The sequence below is a fragment of the Thermoanaerobacter ethanolicus JW 200 genome (assembly GCF_003722315.1).
Classification (GTDB): Bacteria; Bacillota; Thermoanaerobacteria; order Thermoanaerobacterales; family Thermoanaerobacteraceae; genus Thermoanaerobacter; species Thermoanaerobacter ethanolicus.
This window is the reverse complement of sequence record NZ_CP033580.1, coordinates 2,860,576-2,883,698: the sequence shown is the minus strand read 5'-3', so window position 1 is coordinate 2,883,698 and position 23,123 is coordinate 2,860,576. Positions and strand designations below refer to the sequence as shown.

The 23,123-nt window shown below is 34.9% G+C and carries 20 protein-coding genes; 11 read left to right on the top strand and 9 right to left on the bottom strand.

Features of this window, described 5'->3' with window-relative positions:
- Window positions 1-231 precede the first annotated feature (231 nt).
- Window positions 232-1,644 (top strand): group II intron reverse transcriptase/maturase, encoded by a 1,413-nt coding sequence (gene ltrA, locus EB239_RS14395; RefSeq protein ID WP_129545079.1) that lies wholly within the window; start codon window positions 232-234, stop codon window positions 1,642-1,644.
- Window positions 1,645-1,714: 70 nt separating this feature from the next.
- Here ltrA and EB239_RS14390 read toward each other — a convergent pair whose 3' ends face one another.
- Window positions 1,715-2,071, bottom strand: a complete 357-nt coding sequence (locus EB239_RS14390) for a metal-sulfur cluster assembly factor (protein ID WP_003871252.1) — start codon at window positions 2,069-2,071, stop codon at window positions 1,715-1,717.
- A 198-nt stretch (window positions 2,072-2,269) separates the two neighbouring features.
- Between EB239_RS14390 and EB239_RS14385 the strand changes: the two genes are divergently transcribed.
- From EB239_RS14385 to EB239_RS14355, 6 genes are all read left to right on the top strand, one after another.
- On the top strand, window positions 2,270-3,547 hold the full coding sequence (locus EB239_RS14385) for a transposase (RefSeq protein ID WP_129545167.1): 1,278 nt from the start codon (window positions 2,270-2,272) through the stop codon (window positions 3,545-3,547).
- 792 nt (window positions 3,548-4,339) lie between these two features.
- On the top strand, window positions 4,340-4,579 hold the full coding sequence (locus EB239_RS14375; protein WP_228378978.1) for an alpha/beta hydrolase: 240 nt from the start codon (window positions 4,340-4,342) through the stop codon (window positions 4,577-4,579).
- Between the two features lie 4 nt (window positions 4,580-4,583).
- Window positions 4,584-4,820 (top strand): hypothetical protein, encoded by a 237-nt coding sequence (locus EB239_RS14370; protein ID WP_003870989.1) that lies wholly within the window; start codon window positions 4,584-4,586, stop codon window positions 4,818-4,820.
- An 82-nt stretch (window positions 4,821-4,902) separates the two neighbouring features.
- On the top strand, window positions 4,903-5,559 hold the full coding sequence (locus tag EB239_RS14365; RefSeq protein ID WP_003870990.1) for an N-acetylmuramoyl-L-alanine amidase family protein: 657 nt from the start codon (window positions 4,903-4,905) through the stop codon (window positions 5,557-5,559).
- On the top strand, window positions 5,560-5,895 hold the full coding sequence (locus EB239_RS14360; protein WP_003870991.1) for a phage holin: 336 nt from the start codon (window positions 5,560-5,562) through the stop codon (window positions 5,893-5,895).
- Window positions 5,896-6,056: 161 nt separating this feature from the next.
- Window positions 6,057-8,066, top strand: a complete 2,010-nt coding sequence (locus EB239_RS14355) for a DUF4914 family protein (protein WP_003870992.1) — start codon at window positions 6,057-6,059, stop codon at window positions 8,064-8,066.
- 107 nt (window positions 8,067-8,173) lie between these two features.
- Here the strand turns inward: EB239_RS14355 and EB239_RS14350 are convergent, their stop codons facing one another.
- Entirely contained in the window at window positions 8,174-9,451 is a 1,278-nt protein-coding gene (locus EB239_RS14350; RefSeq protein WP_003870993.1) for a solute carrier family 23 protein, read from the bottom strand.
- A 300-nt stretch (window positions 9,452-9,751) separates the two neighbouring features.
- Here EB239_RS14350 and EB239_RS14345 point away from each other — a divergent pair, with 300 nt between their 5' ends.
- On the top strand, window positions 9,752-10,795 hold the full coding sequence (locus EB239_RS14345) for an IS30 family transposase (RefSeq protein ID WP_129545101.1): 1,044 nt from the start codon (window positions 9,752-9,754) through the stop codon (window positions 10,793-10,795).
- Between the two features lie 233 nt (window positions 10,796-11,028).
- On the opposite strand, the gene EB239_RS14340 is transcribed toward EB239_RS14345, so the two are convergent.
- Window positions 11,029-12,264 (bottom strand): aminotransferase class I/II-fold pyridoxal phosphate-dependent enzyme, encoded by a 1,236-nt coding sequence (locus EB239_RS14340; protein WP_003871485.1) that lies wholly within the window; start codon window positions 12,262-12,264, stop codon window positions 11,029-11,031.
- A gap of 19 nt (window positions 12,265-12,283) precedes the next feature.
- Entirely contained in the window at window positions 12,284-13,327 is a 1,044-nt protein-coding gene (gene tdh / locus EB239_RS14335) for an L-threonine 3-dehydrogenase (RefSeq protein WP_003871484.1), read from the bottom strand.
- A 325-nt stretch (window positions 13,328-13,652) separates the two neighbouring features.
- Between tdh and EB239_RS14330 the strand changes: the two genes are divergently transcribed.
- Complete coding sequence (locus tag EB239_RS14330; RefSeq protein WP_129545114.1) at window positions 13,653-15,008, top strand: IS1380-like element ISTps2 family transposase; 1,356 nt, start codon at window positions 13,653-13,655, stop codon at window positions 15,006-15,008.
- Window positions 15,009-15,341: 333 nt separating this feature from the next.
- Window positions 15,342-18,854 carry a pyruvate:ferredoxin (flavodoxin) oxidoreductase gene (gene nifJ, locus EB239_RS14325; protein WP_003870731.1) on the top strand — a complete coding sequence of 1,171 codons (3,513 nt, stop codon included), beginning with the start codon at window positions 15,342-15,344 and terminating at the stop codon, window positions 18,852-18,854.
- A 26-nt stretch (window positions 18,855-18,880) separates the two neighbouring features.
- Here nifJ and EB239_RS14320 read toward each other — a convergent pair whose 3' ends face one another.
- A complete protein-coding gene (locus tag EB239_RS14320) occupies window positions 18,881-19,042 on the bottom strand; it encodes a CDIF630_02480 family spore surface protein (RefSeq protein ID WP_003870730.1) in 162 nt (53 codons plus the stop codon).
- A 156-nt stretch (window positions 19,043-19,198) separates the two neighbouring features.
- Here EB239_RS14320 and EB239_RS14315 point away from each other — a divergent pair, with 156 nt between their 5' ends.
- Window positions 19,199-19,606, top strand: coding sequence for a DUF1284 domain-containing protein (locus EB239_RS14315; RefSeq protein ID WP_003870729.1), 408 nt, complete (start codon window positions 19,199-19,201; stop codon window positions 19,604-19,606).
- Between the two features lie 6 nt (window positions 19,607-19,612).
- Here EB239_RS14315 and EB239_RS14310 read toward each other — a convergent pair whose 3' ends face one another.
- From EB239_RS14310 to EB239_RS14295, 4 genes are read right to left on the bottom strand one after another with little or no spacing between them, the layout of a single operon-like run.
- Complete coding sequence (locus tag EB239_RS14310; RefSeq protein ID WP_003870728.1) at window positions 19,613-20,473, bottom strand: ABC transporter permease; 861 nt, start codon at window positions 20,471-20,473, stop codon at window positions 19,613-19,615.
- Window positions 20,470-21,372, bottom strand: a complete 903-nt coding sequence (locus tag EB239_RS14305; protein WP_003870727.1) for an ABC transporter ATP-binding protein — start codon at window positions 21,370-21,372, stop codon at window positions 20,470-20,472. Before EB239_RS14305 ends, EB239_RS14310 begins: the two co-directional genes overlap by 4 nt.
- A 4-nt stretch (window positions 21,373-21,376) precedes the next feature.
- Window positions 21,377-22,561: a DUF2275 domain-containing protein gene (locus EB239_RS14300; protein ID WP_003870726.1), complete on the bottom strand. Its 1,185-nt coding sequence runs from the start codon at window positions 22,559-22,561 to the stop codon at window positions 21,377-21,379.
- Between the two features lie 2 nt (window positions 22,562-22,563).
- Window positions 22,564-23,064, bottom strand: a complete 501-nt coding sequence (locus tag EB239_RS14295; protein ID WP_003870725.1) for an RNA polymerase sigma factor SigX — start codon at window positions 23,062-23,064, stop codon at window positions 22,564-22,566.
- Between the last annotated feature and the right edge of the window lie 59 nt (window positions 23,065-23,123).

Sequence of the window (23,123 nt, the reverse complement as noted above, 5' to 3'; positions counted from 1 at the left end):
CGAAGTCCAACACTACCCGAATCCCATACAGTAAATCTGGCAGATATATGAGATGAAAGTTATCGTTCTTACCCGGGGAGGTCTCAAGGATAAGTCATGGAAGTAAAATCTGAAGTGACAACCCATGCAGTGATGTATGGCTGAACCTTGAGAAGTCAGCAGAGGTCATAGTACTTATCTAGACATGAATAGATAAGGAAGGACCGAACGTTAGGAGGTTTTGGAAATCTTATGGACTCGAAAGATATGCAGAGACTGCAGACAACTCAACAAAGAGGCTATCCGTTGAATAGAGAAATGGAATTTCAAAAGACAACGGAAGTGCATAGTATATCATCGGCGTCGGAAGATGGAAGAAACGAGGTACAAAGATATACCGGCAAGATGCTTGAAATGATAGTAGAACGAGGGAACATGGAAGCAGCATACAAGCGCGTTGTTGCAAATAAAGGAAGCCATGGAGTCGATGGGATGGGAGTAGATGAACTTCTACCGTATCTCAAAGAAAACTGGGCAACCATAAAACAACAACTGCTGGAGGGGAAATACAAACCACAACCAGTGCGAAGAGTAGAAATTCCCAAACCAGATGGAGGAGTAAGACTACTAGGAATACCTACAGTACTAGACAGACTAATACAACAAGCAATAGCCCAAATACTAAATAAAGTCTACAACCATACATTTTCTGATAGCAGTTATGGATTCAGACCAGGACGCAGTGCAAAAGACGCAATAAAAGCCGCAGAAGCATACATAAATGAAGGATACACATGGGTTGTAGATATGGACTTAGAAAAATTCTTTGACAGAGTAAACCACGACATAATAATGTCCAAACTAGAAAAGCGGATAGGGGACAAAAGAGTACTAAAGTTAATACGAAGATACCTAGAATCAGGAGTAATGATAAACGGAATCAAAGTATCAACAGAAGAAGGGACACCCCAAGGAGGGCCATTAAGTCCCCTATTAGCAAACATAATGTTGGACGAACTAGACAAAGAACTTGAGAAACGAGGGCATAAATTCTGCCGATATGCAGATGACTGCAACATATATGTAAAAAGCAGGTCTGCAGGAAACAGAGTAATGAGAAGCATAAAGAAATTCATAGAAAGCAAATTAAAACTAAAAGTCAACGAAGCAAAAAGTGCTGTAGATAGACCATGGAGAAGAAAATTTCTTGGATTTTCATTCTATACAAAAGAAAACGAAGTAAGAATAAGAATCCATGAAAAATCCATCAAAAGGTTTAAGGGAAAAGTAAGAGAAATAACCAATCGGAACAAGGGAATAAGCATGGAAAACAGAATAAAAAGACTAAATCAAATAACAACAGGATGGGTCAACTATTTTGGATTAGCAGACGCGAAAAGCATAATGAAAACCCTTGACGAATGGATAAGGCGAAGACTAAGGGCATGTATATGGAAACAATGGAAGAAGATAAAAACGAAGCATGATAACTTAGTAAAACTAGGAGTAGAAGAACAAAAAGCCTGGGAATACGCCAATACAAGGAAAGGTGACTTAAGAATATCCAATAGCCCAATCCTAAATAAGACTCTTACAAATAAATACTTTGAAAGCATAGGTTATAAGAGTTTATCCCAAAGATATCTAATTGTACACAATTCCTAATGAACCGCCGTATACCGAACGGTACGTACGGTGGTGTGAGAGGACGCTGAATAAAATAATTATTCAGCTCCTACTCGATTCCGAGTTCCATTCTTGCAAATGAAGATAGACGATCATGATCCCATGGAGGTGAATATACAATTTTTACTTCTACCTCACTATAATCTCCAATTGAAAGTACTTCGTTTTTTACCTCATTTGACAACACATCAGCAAGTGGGCAACCTAATGCTGTTAGTGTCATTATAATGTATAATTTATTATCTTCTTTGTGAATTTCATAAACAAGCCCAAGGTTTATAATATCTATACCGATTTCTGGATCAACAACAGACATGAGAACATCTATTATACGATTTTGCTCTTCTTTGTCATCAATGCAAACAAATTTAATTGGTGCAAAGTCAAGAAATTCTTCACTTTCCATAATATATTGTGCCTCCTTTATATCCAATTATATTAGACTTGTGCAAAATTCAGAAGCCTTCATTTAAGCCATTCTACAGACATACTTTTTTCCTATCACTCTTGAATTTTTTATCTTTTATGTAGGATTTCCCCTCCCATTTGTCGAATTATTATATATACCGTATAAAAATATTTTTTAAGGAGGGGGAAATCCTACATGTACCAGCTTCAATTACTTTTAAATATACCTGAACTCTTTACTTCTCTGTCTAAAATTGATTTCTATTCTTCTATGTTTGAAAATCTTGACCTGTCTTCAATACCTGAATTCCCTTCCTCTAGTCCTGGCCGTAAGGGTTACTCTCATCATGCACTTTTTAGAGCTTTTATTGTCATGAAAGCTGAAAGATTCGGCACAATTTCTGACCTTTTAGATTATCTCCGCAATAATCTTATCATTGCTCATCTTTGTGGCTTCGACATTTCTAAACCTCTTCCTTCTTATTGGACTTTTCGCCGTTTTATTAATGACTTCTCTCATGATTATTTGACCTCTATTTTTCAAAATCAGGTCAATATCCTCAAAAATATGGGCATTATCTCTGGTGAGTTTATTTCCATGGATTCTACCCCTATTAAAGCTAACACTAAGTTAAATAACCCTAAGTCTTTTTCTAAAAATAAATTCTCTAAAGATAATCAGCCTAAGTCTGATAAGGATTGTAAATTAGGAGTTTATTCTGCTTCTAATGATTCTTCTAATAAACGCTATAAGTTTTATTGGGGCTATAAAAATCACATTATTGTTGATGCTATCTCTGGTTTACCCATCGCTGAAACTACTACTCCCGCTGATGCCCCTGATTTTGAAGTTGCTTTGTCTTTGCTTGAGAAGACTAATAAGTGGTTTAACCTTAAGTATGTTAATTTTATTGCTGATAAAGGCTATGATGTTAAGAAACTTTATAATTATGTTAGAAATATTCTCCACGGTCATTGCTTTATTCCTCTTAACAAGCGTAATTCTAAAAATCCCCCACTGACTGATGATGGTTATATGGTTTGTGAAGCAGGTATTAAAATGCTCAAAGACGGCAAGCAATATTTTGATGGTTTTATTAAGCAAAAATTTGTTTGCAAGTTCTGTAATTCTAAAGATGACTCTGCCTGCCCTATTCAGCATCCTAAATATTTTAATGGCAAAAAGCATAGAGGCTGTACTAAGTATGCTATTATATCTTCTGATTATAGGTCCTCTATTAATAGAGACTCCCTATATTTTAAGGCTGTCTATAAATTGAGGATTGAATCAGAAAGATATAATTCCCGCTTTAAAGCTCTAGATTTTGAAAAAGCTTATGTTAGAAATATTAATTCTGTCAGCAACCTTAATACTTTTGGCCATATTACTTTGCTTACTGTCGCTATTGTAGCTATTAAACTGGGTAAATTTGATGAGTTTAAGTCCCTTATTGGTCTGATGCAATCGGCTTAACTTTTACTGAATTTAGTTCATGCCATTTTTTAACATTTGACTTCTACAGGATATTTATGCCCTTTTTTAGCTCCTCTTTTTGTCTTTTCTTTTCCCTTACCACTTTCTTTATGTTTTATTGTCAGTTTTGATTACTATATATTGTATATCATACATATTCTGGTTTTTGATCGTGATTATTTTTATTAATTTTGCACATCCCTATCCAATTATATTGTATTACTTTTTTCCTTTTTCTTCGGTTTTAAAGTTAAAAACTATACGTAGTTTTTCCAAAATTATTTGCGTAAAAAAGAACATATAGAGGAACTTAAATAATTTGAGTAATAATTCGAGGAGGTAATGTAACTTTCATGGACAAATGGAAAAGCAATTGGATAAAATAAGGTACAAGTATTACAGAAGATATAAGCTGGCCTATTCCGATGGCTATGACTAATTGCCAGAATGAAGGCAACGTCCCATCCTCCGGCACTTCACGCGAGACACCTACTCTGCCAAGAGCTATTTTATATTATATCATATTTTACCGTTTTTTTATATAGACGAAATTTTTGTGAAAGGGGTCATTTTTATTAAAAGAAAATAAAAAAGCTATTTGTAAAAGAGATTAAAAGTGGTATAATTTTGGAAAGGAATTATTTAGGTAGTATAACAAAAACCTTAAGAGGGAGTTTAAATGGAGGATTATAAGGGGTACTTTATAAAAGGCGAAGATGAAGAAAAAATATATCTTCATTGTTGGGAAAATGTTAATAATGGGCACTTTTAAATTTATATAAAAAAGAGAGACTGCAAAACATACCTCAAAATTTGCCTATTTTTATAATTTCAGGTGAAGAGGATCCTGTGGAGGAATATGGAAGATTAGTAAATAGACTTTATGGAATTTACAAAAACGTGGGTAGTACATTAGTAGATATAAAAATTTATCCTAGTAAGAGACATGAAATTTTAAATGAGATTAATCGGGAGGAAGTGTTTGAAGATATTTTAAATTGGATAAAAGAAAAGGTATATGAAAGGAGATAAATAAATGGTATATGTGGCTATTATAATATTTTTAATTGTAATTGCTATTATAGTAAAACCGAGGATTGAAATTTACCATCTTAAACAAAAGTACAGGCAACTTATGTTTTTATCTTCAATGGAGCAAGCTGAAAAATCCCTTCAGCTTCAGATACAGCGTCTTAAAGTTAAATATCCAGGTCGAACTGAAAAGTGGTACATTGAAAAAGTCATTTTTGATTTAGAAAGAGATAGAAGATAATTTTTATAAACTTGTTATTTTTTTCTGCATATTATATGATAAAAGAAAAGTTGGAAAAATTATTTTGATGGTGGTGATTAATATGCTAATAGCTGTTGACCCCGGCCATGGAGGAAAGGATCCTGGTGCTGTTGTGGGTGATTATAAAGAAAAAGATATAAATCTAAATATAGCTTTAAAAATAAGGGATATTTTAGTGAAGGAAAATATCGGTGTAATAATGACAAGAGATAAAGATGAAACAGTAGACTTACAGCAAAGGTGTGATATTGCCAATAAGAGCAAAGCAGATTATTTTATTTCTATTCATTGTAATAGCTTTACAGATCCTTCCGCAAATGGTACGGAAACTTACGCGTATCCCAGAAGTTTAGCAGGACGAAATTTAGCCCAATATGTACAAAATGAAATAGTAGAAATGTTAAAAACAACAAATAGAGGAGTAAAATATGAAAGTTTTTATGTACTGAAGCATACTGTAATGCCTGCGATACTAGTTGAAACAGCTTTTATGTCAAATCCACAAAATTTAGATTTGCTTTTACAAAAGCCAGATGCTTTTGCACAAGGGATTGCAAATGGCACAATTAAATTCTTAAAAAGCGTAAATTATAAGCAAACAGATGATATTGAAAAATTACAGATGAAAGGAATTATAGATAAACATTATGACCCTAAAAGTTATGTCACTTGGGGAGAATTTGCTTCTGTAATATTGAAAATATTGGGAGGGAGATAAATGAGGGATTTGGTCATGACAATTTTGACAGCTGGTGTTCAACTCGTTATAATGGTTGCGCTTGGGTATTTGATTGATTATTTAAATACCAAAATTGGTATGGAAAAAATGAAGAGATACTATGAAATTGCAAAAACTTTTGTGCAAGCAATAGAACAGCAAATAGGGCCAGGTAAAGGACCTGATAAAAAAGCGGAAGTTTTTAACTTATTAAAAAAAGTGGTTGGCAATAAGTTAACAGACGAAGAAATCGATAAACTAATAGAAGCAGCAGTTTTTGAAATGAATTATATATTGAAATTAAAAGGTTTGGAGAGACAAGGTTTGGACAAATAATGAAAAAACTTTATTACAAAAAAGCACTCTATATGGGTGCTTTTATTTTTAGCACCTATTACTAATAAAAATTGCAAGAAGACAATTTAAAAATTTCATCAATGTAAAAGATTACAAAAGGCGTACCTACAAAACAACGATATTATAATGAAAAGTTTGGAATGGAGGAACATGCTAAAATTTATTTTGCAAATTTTATTATTCAAATTGCAAAGCTAAAAATTTTTTTGTATAATATTCTTATACTTATTATTGTGAGGTGGTATAAGTTGGACTTTTCTCTCATTATTAATAAGGAAACAATGGAAATTATAAATAAAATGAGACTACCAGAAGAAGTAGAAGAAATATTAAAAGTGTGTCCTAAAATAACAATTCCAGAAAGTAGACAACATCTTCTTGAAATTTCTGTTGGAGGAAATAATGACTTTTTTGAAATTTTTTATGATGTTCCAGAAAAAGGGAAAGTATTAGAAGCGACTGTGGCAAGGTGTAAAAATGGGTTAGCAGTTAATTATCCTGAGCCTTATATGAGAAGGAGAGAGCCAGATTGTCTTGTAGTTGCTGATAATGGGGAGACAGATAAACCTAGGTTTGTGGATAGGTATGGATATGATTTTGACGAATTAAGGCAGAAAACTTTTGAATGGCTGAAAAAGCAAAATTTAATTGTCATGCCTTTTATGTCTGGTGGAGATGAGTACGGTTATCCATCGCTTCTCTTGGCACCTGAAAATGCTGGTTTTTTCGCTACGGCTCTTGCAGATATTCAAGGATTTATACCTAAAAAGGAAATATCGGAAGGTTTTACTCCGAAAGCAATAGTATATTTAGCCCCTCCCTTTAGGCATACTCATTTTAATGGAAAGCAAGTAGTTGTGCACAACCGATTAGAAAATCTCCATGAACTTTTTTCGTATAACTTGTATCCTGGGCCAAGTGCAAAAAAAGGAATATATGGGGTACTCTTAACAATGGGAGAAAAAGAAGGGTGGATTACTGCTCATGCTTCTGCAGTGAGAATAATTACTCCTTATGACAATATATTGACTATTATGCATGAGGGTGCCAGCGGTGGCGGAAAGAGTGAAATGCTGGAGCAAATTCACAGGGAGCCTGATGGGCGCATAAAAGTAGGGCGCAATTTAGTGACAGGTGACGAAATATACGTAGACCTTAAAGAAGCTTGTGAATTACAACCTGTAACTGATGATATGGCATTGTGCCATCCGGATTTGCAACAAGGTAAAAAATTAGTGATAAAAGATGCAGAAAAAGGTTGGTTTATACGTGTAGATCATATGAATGAATATGGAACGGACCCTCATTTTGAAAAGTTATGTATCTATCCTAAAGAGCCTTTAATCTTTTTAAACATAGACGGAGTGCCTAAATCCACTTGTCTTATATGGGAACATATTATGGATGCACCTGGCAAACCTTGTCCCAATCCTCGTGTAATTATGCCAAGAAGGTTTATGCCAAATGTAGTTGATGAAGCTGTAGAAGTGGATGTGAGGAGTTTTGGTGTGAGGACTCCCCCTTCTTCAAAAGAAAAGCCTTCCTACGGTATAATAGGCATGCTACACTTGTTGCCTCCTGCTCTTGCTTGGCTGTGGAGATTAGTTGCACCGAGAGGTCACGCTAATCCAAGTATAGTAGGAACAAGTGGACTCGAAAGCGAAGGTGTAGGTTCTTATTGGCCTTTTGCAACGGGTAAAAGAGTAATTCACGCTAATCTTTTATTGCAGCAGATTATAAATACACCGGGTACTCGATACATTCTCGTTCCAAATCAATATATAGGAGTGTGGAAAGTAGGATTTATGCCCGAATGGATAGCTCGTGAATATCTTGCAAGAAGAGGAAGTGTAAGATTTAGACCAGATCAAGTTACACCAGCGAGAAGCAGTCTCCTCGGTTATGCTTTAAATACATTAAAAATAAACGGAAGTTTTATTCCTCGCGAATTGCTGCAAGTTAACAAGCAGCCCGAAGTAGGGGATGATGGATATGACAAAGGTGCTGAGATGTTAAATGAATTCTTCAAAAGAGAATTAAAGCAATTCTTAGTACCTGAACTTGACCCTCTTGGTAAGAAGATTATTGAAACATGTTTAGAGGATGGAAGTTTAGAGGACTATATAAGACTTTTGGGAGATTATAGATAATTAAAAAAAGAGCCTGTACATAAGTGTATGGGCTCTTTTTTGTATTTCTTGTAAGAGCTGTGGCAAAACAAAAAAGCATAAAAAAGAGGGGGGAAGTCCCCTCTTTTTTATGCTTCGTGAACGGCTTCTTTTGAGGTTGAAGTTTTTTCTGTCTTTTTTGCTTTTGCTAAGTTGATTTTGGGCAAGACAAGGTTTAGAAGTATTCCTGCTAAGGTGGCAGGACCTATGCCTTCAAAGACGAAGTTTCCAAAGGCTATTTTTATACCGCCTATACCCAAAGTCAGTATTACAGAAGCTATTATGAGATTTCTGCTGTCAGAAAAATCTACTTTATTTTCAACAAGTGTTCTCATACCTGCTGCCGCAATCATTCCAAAGAGTATTATTGTTACTCCGCCCATAACAGGTTGCGGAATTACTTCTATCAAAGCGCCTATTTTTTGTATAAAGCTTAAAAGTATTGCTATTATAGCTGCACCTTGAATAACTTTTGAGCTATAGACTCTTGTTATTGCAAGGACTCCAATGTTTTCACCGTAAGTTGTGCTGGGTGGTCCGCCAAAAAGTGCCGCAATTGATGTTGCAAGGCCATTACCTAACATTACTCTATGAAATCCAGGGTCTTTTATTAAATCTTTTTCAACGATATTTCCTATTACGAGGACGTGCCCTAAATCTTCAATTATAGCGACTAAGGCCAGCGGCGCAACCAAAGAGACAGCACCCCATGCCAGTTCCGGAGTATGTCCTGTTAAGAAGGAGAATTTGGGAATTGCAATCCATGAGGCTTTTGCAACAGGTCCGAAGTCTACAAGGCCTCTTGTTATCGCGAATATATATCCGCCAATTGTTCCTAAAAGTATGGGTATGACTTTTATAAATCCTTTGCCAAACATGCTGAATATGATTATTAATGCCACTGTAAACAGAGCTGTAGCTAAATCTTTTTGCGCTTGAGCTATTGCTACAGGAGCAAGGCTTAGGCCTATTATCATAACTACAGGGCCTACTACAACAGGGGGAAGCAATTTCTCTAACCAATCGATGCCTGTCAAGCTTATGATTATGAATACCACTATATATACAAGGCCTGCTGCTATCATACCAGTAAAAGCACCTCTTACACCAAATTGCTTAGTTGCAGCTATTATAGGTGCTATAAAGGCGAAGGAAGAACCTAGATACGCAGGTACTTTTCCTTTTGTCATCAAGTGGAATATTAAAGTTCCAAGCCCTGATGTGAAGAGGGTAACAGCTGGGTCAAGACCTGTTAAAAGAGGTACTAAAATTGTTGCACCAAACATGGCAAATACGTGCTGAAAAGATAGTGGAATTGCTTGTTTTATAGGGGGGGTTTCTTCGATTCCGTATATTTTGTTTGACATAAAAAAACCTCCTTTGAGTTTTTTGTTTACAAAAAAACCCTCTAAAGGAGGATGCAAATATAGATATTTTATTTTCCTCCTTTTTAGCCTCGCTGGGCTAAATTAAAGGGTTTTTTCACTTTTTCTCTACAATTATAGCATACAAAATATTATTTGTCTACAACAAAAAGCCCCTTTAAGAGACCTTTTAAAAAGGGTTAGTTGTATAATTAAATGCAACAGATAAAAAAATAGAAACCATAGTGAAAATCGTGTATGATATAGGTGTCAACTAAACATCATACAAGGAGGATTTTCACTATGGTTCATAATAATGATACCACAAAAAATCGTTCTTTTAAACACTTAAGTAGCTATGAACGAGGAGAGATCTATGCATTACTCAAAGAAGGAAGAAGTATTCGGTATATTGCTAAAAAACTTAATCGATCTCCAAGCACTATAAGCCGTGAAATTAAACGTGGAACTACTACACAACTTAGAAGTGATTTATCTTCTTATACAAGCTATTTTCCTGAAACCGGTCAAGCTATCTACGAAAAAAATCGTTCAAATTGCGGAGCTAAATTTAAAGTAGCTAAAGCAGAAGATTTCTTGAAATATGCTGAAAATAAAATATTAAATGAAAAATGGTCACCAGATGCAGTTGTAGGCTATTGTAAAAAAGACCCAAGCTGGAATAATAAAACTATTGTTTGTACTAAAACACTGTACAACTATATAGATAGAGGATTATTAGAAGTTAAAAACATTGATTTACCTTTAAAACTACGTTTAAAACCAAGGAAGAAACAAAATCGTAAAAATAAACGTATTATGGGTAAAAGTATTGATTTTAGGCCTAAAGAAGTTGAAAGCCGTGAAGTTTTTGGGCATTGGGAAATAGATACGTTAATTGGCAAGAAATCTAATGACAAGGTCCTTTTAACATTAATAGAGCGTAAGACTCGCCATGAAATAATATTCTTATTAGATGCAAAAGACAATAAATCTGTTAAAGATGCACTATCAAAATTAAAAGATATGTTTGGTGACAATTTAAGCAAGGTCTTTAAAACAATAACATCTGATAATGGTACAGAGTTTAGTGATTTAGAAAGTGCTCTTTTAGAATATGGCGTAGAAGTATATTATACACATCCATATTCATCTTGGGAAAGAGCTACAAATGAACGACATAACGGTCTTATACGACGTTTCATCCCTAAAGGTAAAAGTATTAAAGATTTATCTATAGATACGATAAAGAGAGTAGAAAACTGGCTTAATAACCTTCCACGAAAATTGTTAAATTACAAAACGCCTAAGGAATACTTTTATGAAGAGCTGGCAAAAATCTGTTAAGCCCATCCCTTATAAAGTTTAGAGCTCGTTCGTGATTTGTCAAGGGGCAGGCTTCGCCTGACTTTAACCATTGACAAATCACGACCTTCGCTCAATTTGTTAACTAAGATGGGCTTAAGGTTATATATGATTTGTTCCAAATCCTATATCTACATGATTTTCATTAGGTGTTGCATTTAATATTGCAATTTATAACCTTTTAAAAAGCAAAGAGAAGATAAAATTTAACTATTTTAGCTCCACCTTTCTTTTCTGTGACGTTCCAATACATTCAGTACATAATTTATATCAAAAGTTGTGTGGTCAGCGTTAATTTGAAACCGGATACTTTCACTACCTCTTGGTACCACTGGATAGTTTATAGCTGTAGCGAGAATACCGTTATCTATGAGGTAATTTACTAAATCTATTGTTTTTGTTGCATCTCTCACTAAAAGTGGTACTATTGGATGCTCGCTTACTACAGTTTCATATCCTAATTTTACAATTCCTTCTCTAAAAAGTTTTGCTAATTCTTTGAGATGTGAAAGTCTTTTTTGACCTTCTTCACTGTCGAGTATTTCAAGTACTTTTAAAACACAAGCAGCTTCTGATGGTGTTACTGGATTTGAGTAAATATAAGTTATAGTTTTTTCTCGCAAGTAAGTTGTTATAACCTCGTTTGATACTACATAACCTCCATTTACACCATATGCCTTTCCCATAGTACCGATGAGAAGGTCAGCTTTTCCACCTGTTATTTCTTCTGTGCCTCTTCCAGTTGGGCCAAAAGCGCCAACACCGTGAGAATCGTCAACTATAGTTATTATGTTTTCTTCAAAATCTTTGTCATATCTGTCTGCAATCTCCTGAATTTTCTTTAAATCTGCGTAATCTCCTCTCATACTGAATACACCGTCAGTGACTACAATGGCGCGTTTAGCTTTACCAATAAAACTCTTTATTCCATTTTCTAAATCTTTATAGTCTAGGTGTTTATAAATATATCTTTCTTTGGGTCTTGAAAGTCTTATAGCGTTTATAATACAGTTGTGGTTTAGTTCATCACTTATTATTACTGTTTCAGGAGTCACTAAAGAGGAGATGATACCTACTACAGTCATATAGGCGGAGCTAAAAATCATTGCATCTTCTCTGCCGTGGAATTGAGCAAGCTTTTTCTCAAGGTCTCTATGTGTTATATAGGTTCCGCTTATAAACCTCACTGCTCCAGGTCCAATGCCAAACTTTCTTGCAGTCTCCTCTTCTACTTTTATTACTTCCTCATTAAATTGCATTCCGAGGTAAGAGTTAGAGTTCATCCTTATAAATTCTTTGTCTCCAAAGCCTTTTAAAAAGAAACGTGGACCTTTTTCACCCTCTGGTTTTTTTACATCGACTATGATAAGTTCTTTTCCTTTAGCACGACCTTCAGTCTTTAACTCATCGAGTTCTTTTTGTAAAATTTCATTTAATCTTGTAAGTGGCATCTTTTTTACCTCCTTTTGTTTATGGATATAATACAACTTTGCCACATTGGCCTTTTATCATTAGTTCCATGCCCTTTTCATATTCAGAAAGAGGGAAGGTATGAGTAATTATTGGTTTTAATGCTTCTTTAAGGCCAGAGCGCAATAAACCCTTTACTTTGTACCAGGTATCGTACATTCGCCTTCCTGTGATGCCGTTTATTGTTATGCCTTTAAAAACGAGGTCATTTGTTATGTCTATAGGAACTTCATTGTCAGGAAGACCCAAAATAGACATCCTTCCGCCCTTTGCGATATATTTAAGGCCTTGTCTTATTGCAGTGGGGCTTCCAGAGAAGTCCAATACTACATCTGCACCGTAGCCTTCTGTTTCACTTTTTATTATATTGACAACGTCTTCTTCAAGTGGGTTTATAACTCGTGTTGCACCTAATTTATGAGCAAGTTCCATTCTGTATTCGACAGGTTCTATTGCAAATATAGCTGAAGCACCAGTTGTTTTAAGAAGTGGTATTGCCATCATACCTATAGGACCGCAACCTACTACAGCGACAGTTTTTCCTACTATCTCTCCAGAAAATACTGTGTGAACGGCGTTTCCAAGGGGTTCTTGTATGGAGAGAAGTTCTAAAGGTATGTCTTTATCGTTTAGCCATACATTGCTTTCAGGGACTTTAATGTATTCTGCAAAAGCACCGTCTGTGTCAACACCAAGTATAAGCGTATTTTCACATATGTGAGCATTTCCAGTTCTGCAAGCTTTGCATTTTCCGCATACTATGTGAGTCTCCGCACTTACTAAATCTCCAACATTTACAGATGTTACATTTTCTCCTATTTCTACAACTTCTCCTACAAATTCATGTCCCATTATCTTAGGCGGTTTTATCCGGCTTTTTGCCCATTCATTCCAAACGTAAATGTGAACGTCTGTGCCGCAAATAGATGTGGCTTTGACTTTTATTAGTACCTCATCAGGTCCTATTTTTGGTATTTCTCTTTTTATTATATCTGCACCTTCTTTGGGATGTTGTTTAACAACAGCGGTCATATATCCTTCCATAATGGACATCTCCTTTACTTGTACACTCATCTTACTACATAATATATTCTATATATTTGTACAAATTCCTTCTTGCATTACAAAAAAATTTTAATGGACTATATTTTTTTATAAAGGCAAAAAGAAACCTGTTCTATCATTAAAACTCTGAAGACAAATATTTAACTTGGATTCGGCAAGTGAATTTACGAAATGCCCAAATAGAGCTATTTGAGGGCTAAATTAAGTGAAAAATTTTTTGCAAAAAATATATGGAGATTCCCCTTTTTCTGATAAAATTTAAGTGACAAACAAAAACACTAACAGAAAGGAGAATCTCCATAATATGAGTTTAACACTTAATCTTACAAAAGAAAAGGGGTTTTCAAAATATATTTTGCCAGCAACTTTTGACAATTTTACAGTATCAAACAATGTAACTTTCACCTATATCCAAGCATTTAAAGAAAAAATCGGCTTTAATAAAATTCTTTCAAGCATATTATCCTTTAAAAAAGCACCAAATGCTGTTTTTCAACCAGCCGAGGTTATTGACTTTATGATTGATTCTGTAATTCAAGGGAATACTCGCTTTCTTCACATGGACCAACTAAGATATGATAATGCATACACAGAAATTAAAGGACATAAAGTTCCCAGCGAAAAAGTATGCAGAGACTTAATTAAAGCCATGCCTGAAAGTTCTCTTGAAGAATTAAGACTTATTAACAAGACTTTGCTTTCCTTGCAATCTAAAGGAACGAAACGTGAAGTCATTATGAATTTTGATGATACAGTTTGTACTATATTTGGAGAGCAGGAAGGTGCTTCAGTAGGTTATAATCCAAGGTACCATGGTCGACCATCTTTCAAAGAGAAAATCGGCATTATTGCTAATACTGATGAACTTGTTAATGTTACTCTTGAAGAAGGTAAACATCACACAAATCATGGTTTCTTAGATTTTGTAAAATCTTGCGAAGAACAGCTTCCTGAAAATTGGATAATTAAGCGAGTACGCGTTGACCGTGGAGCATTTGATTACGATAATATACTGTATTTTGAATCTAAAGGTTATGAATATGTAATGAAAGCTAAAAATCAGGCATGGATCAGATGCTTTATAGACTATGTCAATCAAAGAGAACACCTTTATCCTTGGACTGAAATAGATAAGACCTTTAGTGTAAATGAAATATATGCAAAAATGCCTAAATGGGATAAAGTACGCAGAATTGTGATTATACGCAAAAAACTGCCACAGCCCAAAACAGGGCAGATTTGTATGGATATAGACGAATTCAAATATGAATATCAAGCTATAGTAACAAATATTGAGTACATGACACCTGAAGAGATATTTCATGAATACAACCAACGCTGCGACATTGAAAACAAAATAGATGAACTAAAAGAAGGATTTGCTTTTGATCAAAACAGTCAAAGAAACAAATTTTGCAACGAAATATTTTTGCTTATCAAAATGATCGCTTACAATCTCCATAATTGGTTCAAAAGGACTATCTTGCCAGAGTTTATGAGGCATCATGAGATAACCACAATAAGGCGGATATTATATAATGTACCTGGTAATCTTGTTGGGAAAGGACGTTATAGGCATATACGTTACCCTAATAATCCGTTTCTTAAGACTGTGATAACGTATATACGAAAAGCGCTAATGGTATTTTGCTTAACATAGTAAACACATAGAATATACCAAAAAATATACCAAATGATAGAAACCGCCATATCAAGTAGACGGTTAGCTTTGCTGTACCTTAAAAGAGTAAATTAACCGTAAAAAACGATATAGCTTTTATTTTTTCAATGTAAATATTCAGTTATCAAAGTGCAAAACTTATAACAAAACACCGTTTTTTACATTCATGGAAATTGAATTTTTAATTTGCTTGCTACTTGCCGAATTCAAGTTTAAAATTGTCTTCAATGCCTAAATGTATGATTATTCTTTATTAATGAAATAATATATCTGGATAGAAAAACCATGTTAAGGGTTAAGGAGGATTATTTTATGCGAAAAATGGCTACAATGGACGGAAATACAGCAGCTGCTTATGCCTCTTATGCTTTTACGGAGGTTGCAGCAATTTACCCTATTACGCCTTCTTCTCCAATGGCTGAAAATGTTGATGAATGGGCTGCCCATGGCAAGAAGAATATATTTGGTCAACCCGTGAAGGTTGTTGAAATGCAGTCAGAAGCAGGTGCTGCAGGTGCTGTCCATGGTTCTTTAACTGCAGGCGCTTTGACAACCACATATACCGCATCACAGGGGCTTCTTTTAATGATACCAAACATGTATAAAATTGCAGGAGAGCTTTTGCCAGGGGTGTTTCATGTAAGTGCCCGCGCTATTTCTACTCATGCACTTTCTATATTTGGCGACCATCAGGATGTAATGGCAGTAAGACAAACAGGTTTTGCACTTCTTTGTTCTGCCAATGTACAGGAAGCCATGGATATGGCATTTATAGCCCATCTTTCTGCTATAAAATCTAGGGTACCATTTTTGCATTTTTTTGATGGCTTTAGGACTTCTCACGAGATGCAAAAAATAGAAGTGGTGGAATATGAGGAAATTGCGAAACTTTTAGATTTAAGGGCAGCAAAAGAGTTTAGGGACAGAGCGTTAAATCCTGAACATCCTGTTGTAAGAGGTACTGCACAAAATCCTGATATTTATTTTCAAGGAAGAGAAGCTGCTAATAAATTTTATGAAAAGGTTCCTGACATAGTAGAAGATTACATGAAGAGGTACAAAGAGCTGACTGGAAGAGAATATCACCTTTTTGACTATTACGGTTCAAAGGACGCAGAGTATATAATTGTAGCTATGGGTTCTGTTTGTGACACGATAGAAGAGACGATTGATTATTTAACAAAAAAAGGAGAAAAAGTGGGTTTAATTAAAGTACATCTCTACAGGCCATTTTCTGAAAAACACTTTTTTGAGGTTTTACCTGATACAGTTAAAAAGATTGCCGTATTAGACAGGACAAAAGAGCCGGGTTCAATAGGAGAGCCTTTGTACCTTGATGTGGCTAAATTATTTTATAACAAAGATAAAAAGCCCGGCATAGTAGGAGGTAGATATGGTCTGGGCTCAAAAGATACAACTCCTTCTCAGATTATTGCAGTCTATGACAATTTAAAAAAGGACTCCCCCAAAGACCGTTTTACCATAGGAATTTTAGACGATGTGACTTACACATCATTAGAAGAAGGTGAATTTGTAGAGACTACTCCTGAAGGCACTGTAAGCTGCAAGTTTTGGGGATTAGGCTCTGATGGAACGGTTGGGGCGAATAAATCGGCTATTAAAATAATTGGGGACAACACAGACTTGTATGTGCAGGCATATTTTCAGTATGACAGCAAAAAATCAGGAGGCACCACTATTTCACATTTGAGGTTTGGTAAAAAGCCGATTAAATCTTCTTATTTGGTAAATCATGCTGATTATATTGCCTGTCACAATAAGTCTTTTATTTACAATTATGATGTTTTAAAAGGACTTAAACATGGTGGGACTTTTGTATTAAATTGTCCTTGGAGTAAAGAGGAGCTGGAGGAGAAGTTACCTGCTTCAATGAAAAGATATATAGCTAAAAACAATATCAATTTTTATACAATAGATGCCATATCAATTGCCCAAGAAGCAGGTTTGGGTGGCAGAATAAACATGATAATGCAGACAGTGTTTTTTAAACTTATAAATATAATACCTTTTGAAGAAGCAGTTGAGTATTTAAAAGATTCTATACAGAAGGCCTATGGCAAAAAGGGTCAGGATATAGTGGATATGAACTTAAAGGCTGTTGACAGAAGCGTAGAAGCTCTTGTAAAAGTAGAAGTGCCTGAGGAGTGGAAAAACGCAAAAGAAGGGCAAAAAATTGTAAAGCCAGAGCCTGATTTTGTTAAAAATATACAAAGACCTATGGAAAGAAATGAAGGAGACCTCCTTCCTGTAAGTGCTTTTGTCGGCATGGAAGATGGCACATTTCCTACTGGCACGACTGCCTATGAAAAGAGAGGAATTGCAGTATTGATACCCGAATGGCAAATAGACAACTGTATACAGTGTAACCAGTGCTCTTATGTTTGCCCCCATGCAGTAATACGGCCATTTTTGTTAACGGAGGAAGAAATGAAAAAAGCGCCTCCAACTTTTAAACTGAAAAAAGCAATAGGAAGAGGATTAGAAGGGCTTTGGTATAGAATACAGGTAAGTCCTTTAGACTGTACAGGATGCGGCAATTGTGCAGATGTTTGTCCAGCACCTACAAAAGCTCTTATAATGAAACCCGCTGAAGAACAAATAGAAAAAGAAGCGAGAAATTGGGAGTATGCTGTAACTCTTGATGTCAAAGATAATTTAGTGGATAAGACAACTTTAAAAGGTAGTCAATTTGCAAAGCCTCTGTTTGAATTCAGTGGCGCATGCCCCGGCTGTGGTGAGACTCCTTACATAAAGCTTTTGACACAGCTTTTTGGAGATAGGATGATGATAGCAAATGCCACAGGCTGTTCATCTATTTATGGGGCAAGTGCACCCTCTATTCCTTATACTACTAATAAAGAGGGAAAAGGGCCTGCTTGGGCTAACTCACTTTTTGAAGACAATGCCGAATTTGGTTACGGCATGTTTTTAGCAAATAAGCAGATAAGGGAAAGGCTTAGAGATTTGATGAAAGAAGCTATAAATATGCCTATTGACGAAGAATTAAAAGCTGCATTCCAAGAGTGGATTGATGGGATGGAGGATGGAGATAAATCTAAAATTGCTTCTAAAAAGATTTTGGATATTATAAATAGAGGCGGGTATACAGAGAATGAGATAATAAAAGAGATACTTGACAAAAAAGATTTTCTTGTAAAAAAATCTCAGTGGATAATAGGGGGAGATGGATGGGCGTATGACATTGGCTTTGGAGGGCTTGACCATGTTATAGCATCAGGAGAAGATGTAAATGTACTAGTGCTTGACACAGAGGTGTATTCTAATACAGGAGGGCAATCCTCAAAATCTACTCCATCAGGGGCAGTTGCAAAATTTGCGGCAGCAGGTAAGAGGACAAGCAAGAAAGATTTAGGTTTGATGGCTATGAGCTATGGATACGTGTATGTGGCGCAAGTTGCAATGGGAGCAAATATGAACCAGGCGATAAAGGCTTTTGTGGAGGCAGAAAAATACAAAGGGCCTTCACTTATAATAGCATACGCTCCTTGTATAAACCATGGCATAAAGTCAGGCATGGGGACAAGTATAATGGAGGAGAAAAAAGCAGTGGAGTCTGGTTACTGGCACCTTTATAGATTTAATCCAGAGCTTAAAAAAGAAGGCAAAAATCCATTTGTACTTGATTCTAAAGAGCCGACAAAATCTTTCAGAGAATTTATTGAGGGGGAGATACGATATTCCTCACTTAAAAACGTATTTCCTCACATTGCGGAAAAACTTTATCAGAAGGCAGAAGATACTGCAAAAGAGAGATACGAAAGATATAGAAAGCTGGCAGAATAACGATTCCGGGCGTATGCCCGGAATTGTTATTTTTTGTTTTCTTCTACCCATTCTTTTGCGTTTATTACCTCATTTTTACTTGGGATAGGCACATTTGATTCTTCTTTTACATTTTGTATATTTGCCCAGGAAGCAGTCTTATGATTTTCTATTGGCACTTTGTGAGGTTTTTTTGGTTTTTTAGTCATACAATCACTCCTTTAAATGTATTATTTTCTATAATTGAAGAAATTATGACTATTATTGTGATAAACTGAGGGATGTAAATTTCTTTTTTTTCTTAGGTTACAGTTCAAATTAGCAGTATAATTATTGTTGTAATCATGGGATGAGGAGAGATTGAAATGGAGATAAGAGGACATCACTTTTTGTGTGTGTTGGGCTTTAGAGGGCTTGGTTATGATGAAAAATTTGTTAAAAATATGGATGAAATTATTAGAAAATTGAATAATGAACATGATATGTTGATAAAAGCTGTGGATAGTGTGGATAACATTTGCAGCATGTGTCCAAACAATGTAAATGGAGAATGTACAGAGGAAGAGTATCCAGGAAGTGTAAAAGGAAAAGATAGGGCAGTTTTAGAAGTTTTAGATATAAGGCCAGGGGAGATATTGAGCTATAGGGAAGTCACAAATAGAATTAAAGAGAAAATGACTGAAGAAAAAATGGAAAAGATATGCAGTAACTGTCAATGGTTTAGTCTTGGGTATTGTTTGGAAGGGTTTAAAAAGTTAAAAGGCGGTGTGTGACCGCCTTTATAAGTCTCTTTGTGAAAAGCGCTTTGCACCGTAATAGAGGAGAAATACCACGTAGAAAAAGATGTATATGAACATGTAAATACTGGGTTGAGACATGCCCCCAAAGAGTCCTTGTGTCATAAAACTTATCCCACTACTTTGTGTCAAAAGCTCTGCAGTCATTTTTCTATATATGACATCTGTAGGAAGGATGAGGCTTGTAATTATCCCTGCGTTTATAAGGCTTTCTCCGCTTTTTAAGCCAAAGGCACCGACTTGACTTTGTTGCATTGCTGTTCCAATTTGTTCAAGAACACCTCCGACGAGGGCAATTCCATAAGCCATAATAGCTATGATGCCTGTGTTTACAGTCGAAAAAATTGAGCTGGAAGCTATTATAAGGGCTAAAAATACAATCGGTCCTAAGTCGAAGAAAAAAAGTCCTCTTAAAATATTGCTTGCTTCAAAGGTTATTTTAGACCCCATAAAGATGTTTAAACCTACTACAGACAAAAACATGATGGAGCTGTATATTACAATCATAGCGCCTAAGCCTATAAATTTTCCCAACACCAGTTCATATCTTTTTATAGGTTTCGATAAAACGGCGTATATGGTGCCATTTTCTATTTCTCCTGATATAGCATTTACTGATGTCAAAACTACAAGAAAAGCCATTATGAAATTTGCGAAAAATAGACCGGCAGACAAAATTTCTGATTGAAAGATGATGTCATATATAGAATCGTTGGGACGCTCAAATATTTTACTTAAGCCAAAAGTATATATGGAAAGGTAGAGGAGGGACAAAAGGGAGACTAATAGAAAAGCCCGTTTTTTTAGCATCTCTTTAAAGGTATATTTTATTATAGTTATCACGACACCTCATCCTTTCCAATTAAGTTTATGAATAAGTCTTCCAATGAAGAAGTTTGAGTATTTAATTGATATAACTTGGCACCGGCTTCTATTACCATTTTAGCTATAACTGGTATTTTTTCTCTGTCTTCTACTTTAAAAGAGAGCTTACCTTCTTTAAATTGAAATTCTTTTGATAAGCGAGAAATTTTTTCAATCAACTCTGAAGTATAGTCTGATACAATCATTTCTACATGGGTGTGTTCTTTTAATAGCTCTTCCAGTTTTCCTTCGGCTATTATTCGGCCATGGTTTATTATGGCTACTTCATCGCATACCATTTCCACTTCACTTAAGAGGTGGCTGTTTAAAAAAACAGTTTTGCCTTGCGATTTTAATTGTTTTATGATTTCTCTTACTTCAATTCTTCCAACAGGGTCAAGAGCTGAAGTAGGTTCATCTAAAAACACTATTTCGGGGTCATTTAAAAGGGCTATTGCAATGCCAATTCTTTGCTGCATTCCTTTGCTGTAATTTTTTATAAGTTTACTTTCATGACCTTTTAATTTTACCAATTCTAAAAGTTCATCAATTTTTTTGCCTGGATTTTTTATTTTATAAAGCTCAGCATGGAAGCTCAAAAGCTCTTTTCCTGTCATCCAGTCGTGGTATCTAAAATTTTCAGGTAAAAATCCTACTTTTTCTCTGGACTCTACAGTACCTATGGGTTTCCCTAAAATCCAAGCAAAACCAGAGGTGGGGTGTAAAAGCCCCACCATGGTCTTTACAAAAGTGCTTTTTCCAGCACCATTTGGACCTAAGAATCCAAAAACTTGCCCCTTTTCTACAGAGAGAGTGACTTCTTTAAATCCACCTTTTCCATTAAATTGTTTTGAGAGATTTTGAGTTTCTAAAACCATTTGATCACCTCATTGAATTTGCGATTTGGATTAATGTATTTATATTTTGCTGTGTTATTAATTCATCATTTATTGTTTGTTTGTCTGTAGATGGTTCATAGGATCCATAGATTGATAGACTATACATTACTCCGTTTTCATTCCATGCTATAGATGCCATATTTGGAGAATATTTATTTGTTAGAATAATAGCTGTATTTCCTCTTATATTTATTTCTTTAACATTTGTAGATTCATCCATTGGTATAGGTAATGTCTCCTTCCAGTCAGTTACACTTGCAATTTGTTTTTTTAAATTGTCGGGCAAAAATGGGAGGTTAGCCAAGGCATCAATTACCTTATCTATATTTGCCCCTTCTGGTACTACAATCTCAGGAGTTTTATTTATGGTAAGATAAATACTTTTTTTGATATTTTCTGTATCATTATTATCCTTTTTTTCTTTTATATCAATATTTATAGATGTGCCAACATTTATTGTAATAGGTTTATTGTTGAGCTCTTTAGGGAAAAGATGTGTGCCGCCAAATGTTTTAATTAATTCATTTATTTTGTCAACATTAAGTTTAAACTCTAATCCATCACCCTTTGATACATATATATGGTTAATTTCAAAATTTTCGTCAGTTGGCAGCTTAAATTTATAATCTACATCGGACTTTAGTTTGTCAATTTCATTTATTGAAACTTCATATCCTTCATAACTTCCAGACCTTAATATTTCACCATATTCTTTTAAGTCAATGTTCTTTATGTTTCTATTATAGAACTCATTTTGAATTTGTGTAATGTCATCAGGTGTAATAGTTATAATCTGCATTTTGTTAAGTCTCAATAAATTTAGAATTTTAGCCTCTGCATTTTTAAGGGGCGGGAAAAGCATTGAGGAAACTACAAATGCCACTACGACTAAGGCGGCAATTGACTTTTTGTACTTTGTAAACATGGCAAACATTCCTCCTTTATTATTATTTTTGCTCAATTTTTCATTTAGAGTAGCCCAAGCTTCATTTAAATCTATATTGCTTGCTTTTAAAGCTTTTGAAGTGAATTCATTTATGGATTTTAGTTGTTCAAGTTTTTCTCTACATACATCGCAAGTTTTTAAATGTTCTTCTACATTTTTTGCAGTGATTTCATCCAGTTCACTGTCTAGATATGCTTGAAGAGTTCCTTCATCGTAGCACATACTTACACCTCCTTTTCATATAATTCTTTAAACTTTTTTTGTGCTCTTGCTATGGTTGTGCCGACGGAGGTTTTCTTAATTCCCAATGATATTGCTATTTCTTCGTAACTATATCCTGAATGTTTAAGTATTAGACACATCATATCTCTTTTACTCATTTTTAGGAGGACTTCTTTCACTTTAGCTCTTTCAAACCTTTTAATTGCTATTTCTTCAGGGTCTTCAAAAAATTCCTCTTGCGTGTTTTTAAAAACTTCCAGTTCTCTTGTTTTTGTGTTTTTTTCACTGCGGATATAATTTAAGGCATGATTTATTGCTACTTTGGATAACCAACCTCCTATATTTTCATTGTGACGGGGAGGATTTTTAAAATACTTTATAAAAACTTCTTGAGTAATGTCTTCCGCTTTGAATTCGTCTTTTATCATCCAAGAAATTTGATTTAAAACTTTTGGATAATATTTTTCAAAGATATCTTTGAAACTTTCCTCTATTTTGAACACCTCCCCTATGTCTTTTCACTAATAATAACACATCTAAAACCAATTTTGTGACAAAAACT

Coding starts and splice junctions, on each gene's coding strand:
- ltrA (WP_129545079.1), top strand. CDS start 232: ATGGACTCGAAAGATATGCAGAGACTGCAGACAACTCAACAAAGAGGC.
- EB239_RS14390 (WP_003871252.1), bottom strand. CDS start 2,071: ATGGAAAGTGAAGAATTTCTTGACTTTGCACCAATTAAATTTGTTTGC.
- EB239_RS14385 (WP_129545167.1), top strand. CDS start 2,270: ATGTACCAGCTTCAATTACTTTTAAATATACCTGAACTCTTTACTTCT.
- EB239_RS14370 (WP_003870989.1), top strand. CDS start 4,584: ATGGTATATGTGGCTATTATAATATTTTTAATTGTAATTGCTATTATA.
- EB239_RS14365 (WP_003870990.1), top strand. CDS start 4,903: ATGCTAATAGCTGTTGACCCCGGCCATGGAGGAAAGGATCCTGGTGCT.
- EB239_RS14360 (WP_003870991.1), top strand. CDS start 5,560: ATGAGGGATTTGGTCATGACAATTTTGACAGCTGGTGTTCAACTCGTT.
- EB239_RS14355 (WP_003870992.1), top strand. CDS start 6,057: ATGGAGGAACATGCTAAAATTTATTTTGCAAATTTTATTATTCAAATT.
- EB239_RS14350 (WP_003870993.1), bottom strand. CDS start 9,451: ATGTCAAACAAAATATACGGAATCGAAGAAACCCCCCCTATAAAACAA.
- EB239_RS14345 (WP_129545101.1), top strand. CDS start 9,752: ATGGTTCATAATAATGATACCACAAAAAATCGTTCTTTTAAACACTTA.
- EB239_RS14340 (WP_003871485.1), bottom strand. CDS start 12,264: ATGCCACTTACAAGATTAAATGAAATTTTACAAAAAGAACTCGATGAG.
- tdh (WP_003871484.1), bottom strand. CDS start 13,327: ATGGAAGGATATATGACCGCTGTTGTTAAACAACATCCCAAAGAAGGT.
- EB239_RS14330 (WP_129545114.1), top strand. CDS start 13,653: ATGAGTTTAACACTTAATCTTACAAAAGAAAAGGGGTTTTCAAAATAT.
- nifJ (WP_003870731.1), top strand. CDS start 15,342: ATGCGAAAAATGGCTACAATGGACGGAAATACAGCAGCTGCTTATGCC.
- EB239_RS14320 (WP_003870730.1), bottom strand. CDS start 19,042: ATGACTAAAAAACCAAAAAAACCTCACAAAGTGCCAATAGAAAATCAT.
- EB239_RS14315 (WP_003870729.1), top strand. CDS start 19,199: ATGGAGATAAGAGGACATCACTTTTTGTGTGTGTTGGGCTTTAGAGGG.
- EB239_RS14305 (WP_003870727.1), bottom strand. CDS start 21,372: ATGGTTTTAGAAACTCAAAATCTCTCAAAACAATTTAATGGAAAAGGT.
- EB239_RS14300 (WP_003870726.1), bottom strand. CDS start 22,561: ATGTGCTACGATGAAGGAACTCTTCAAGCATATCTAGACAGTGAACTG.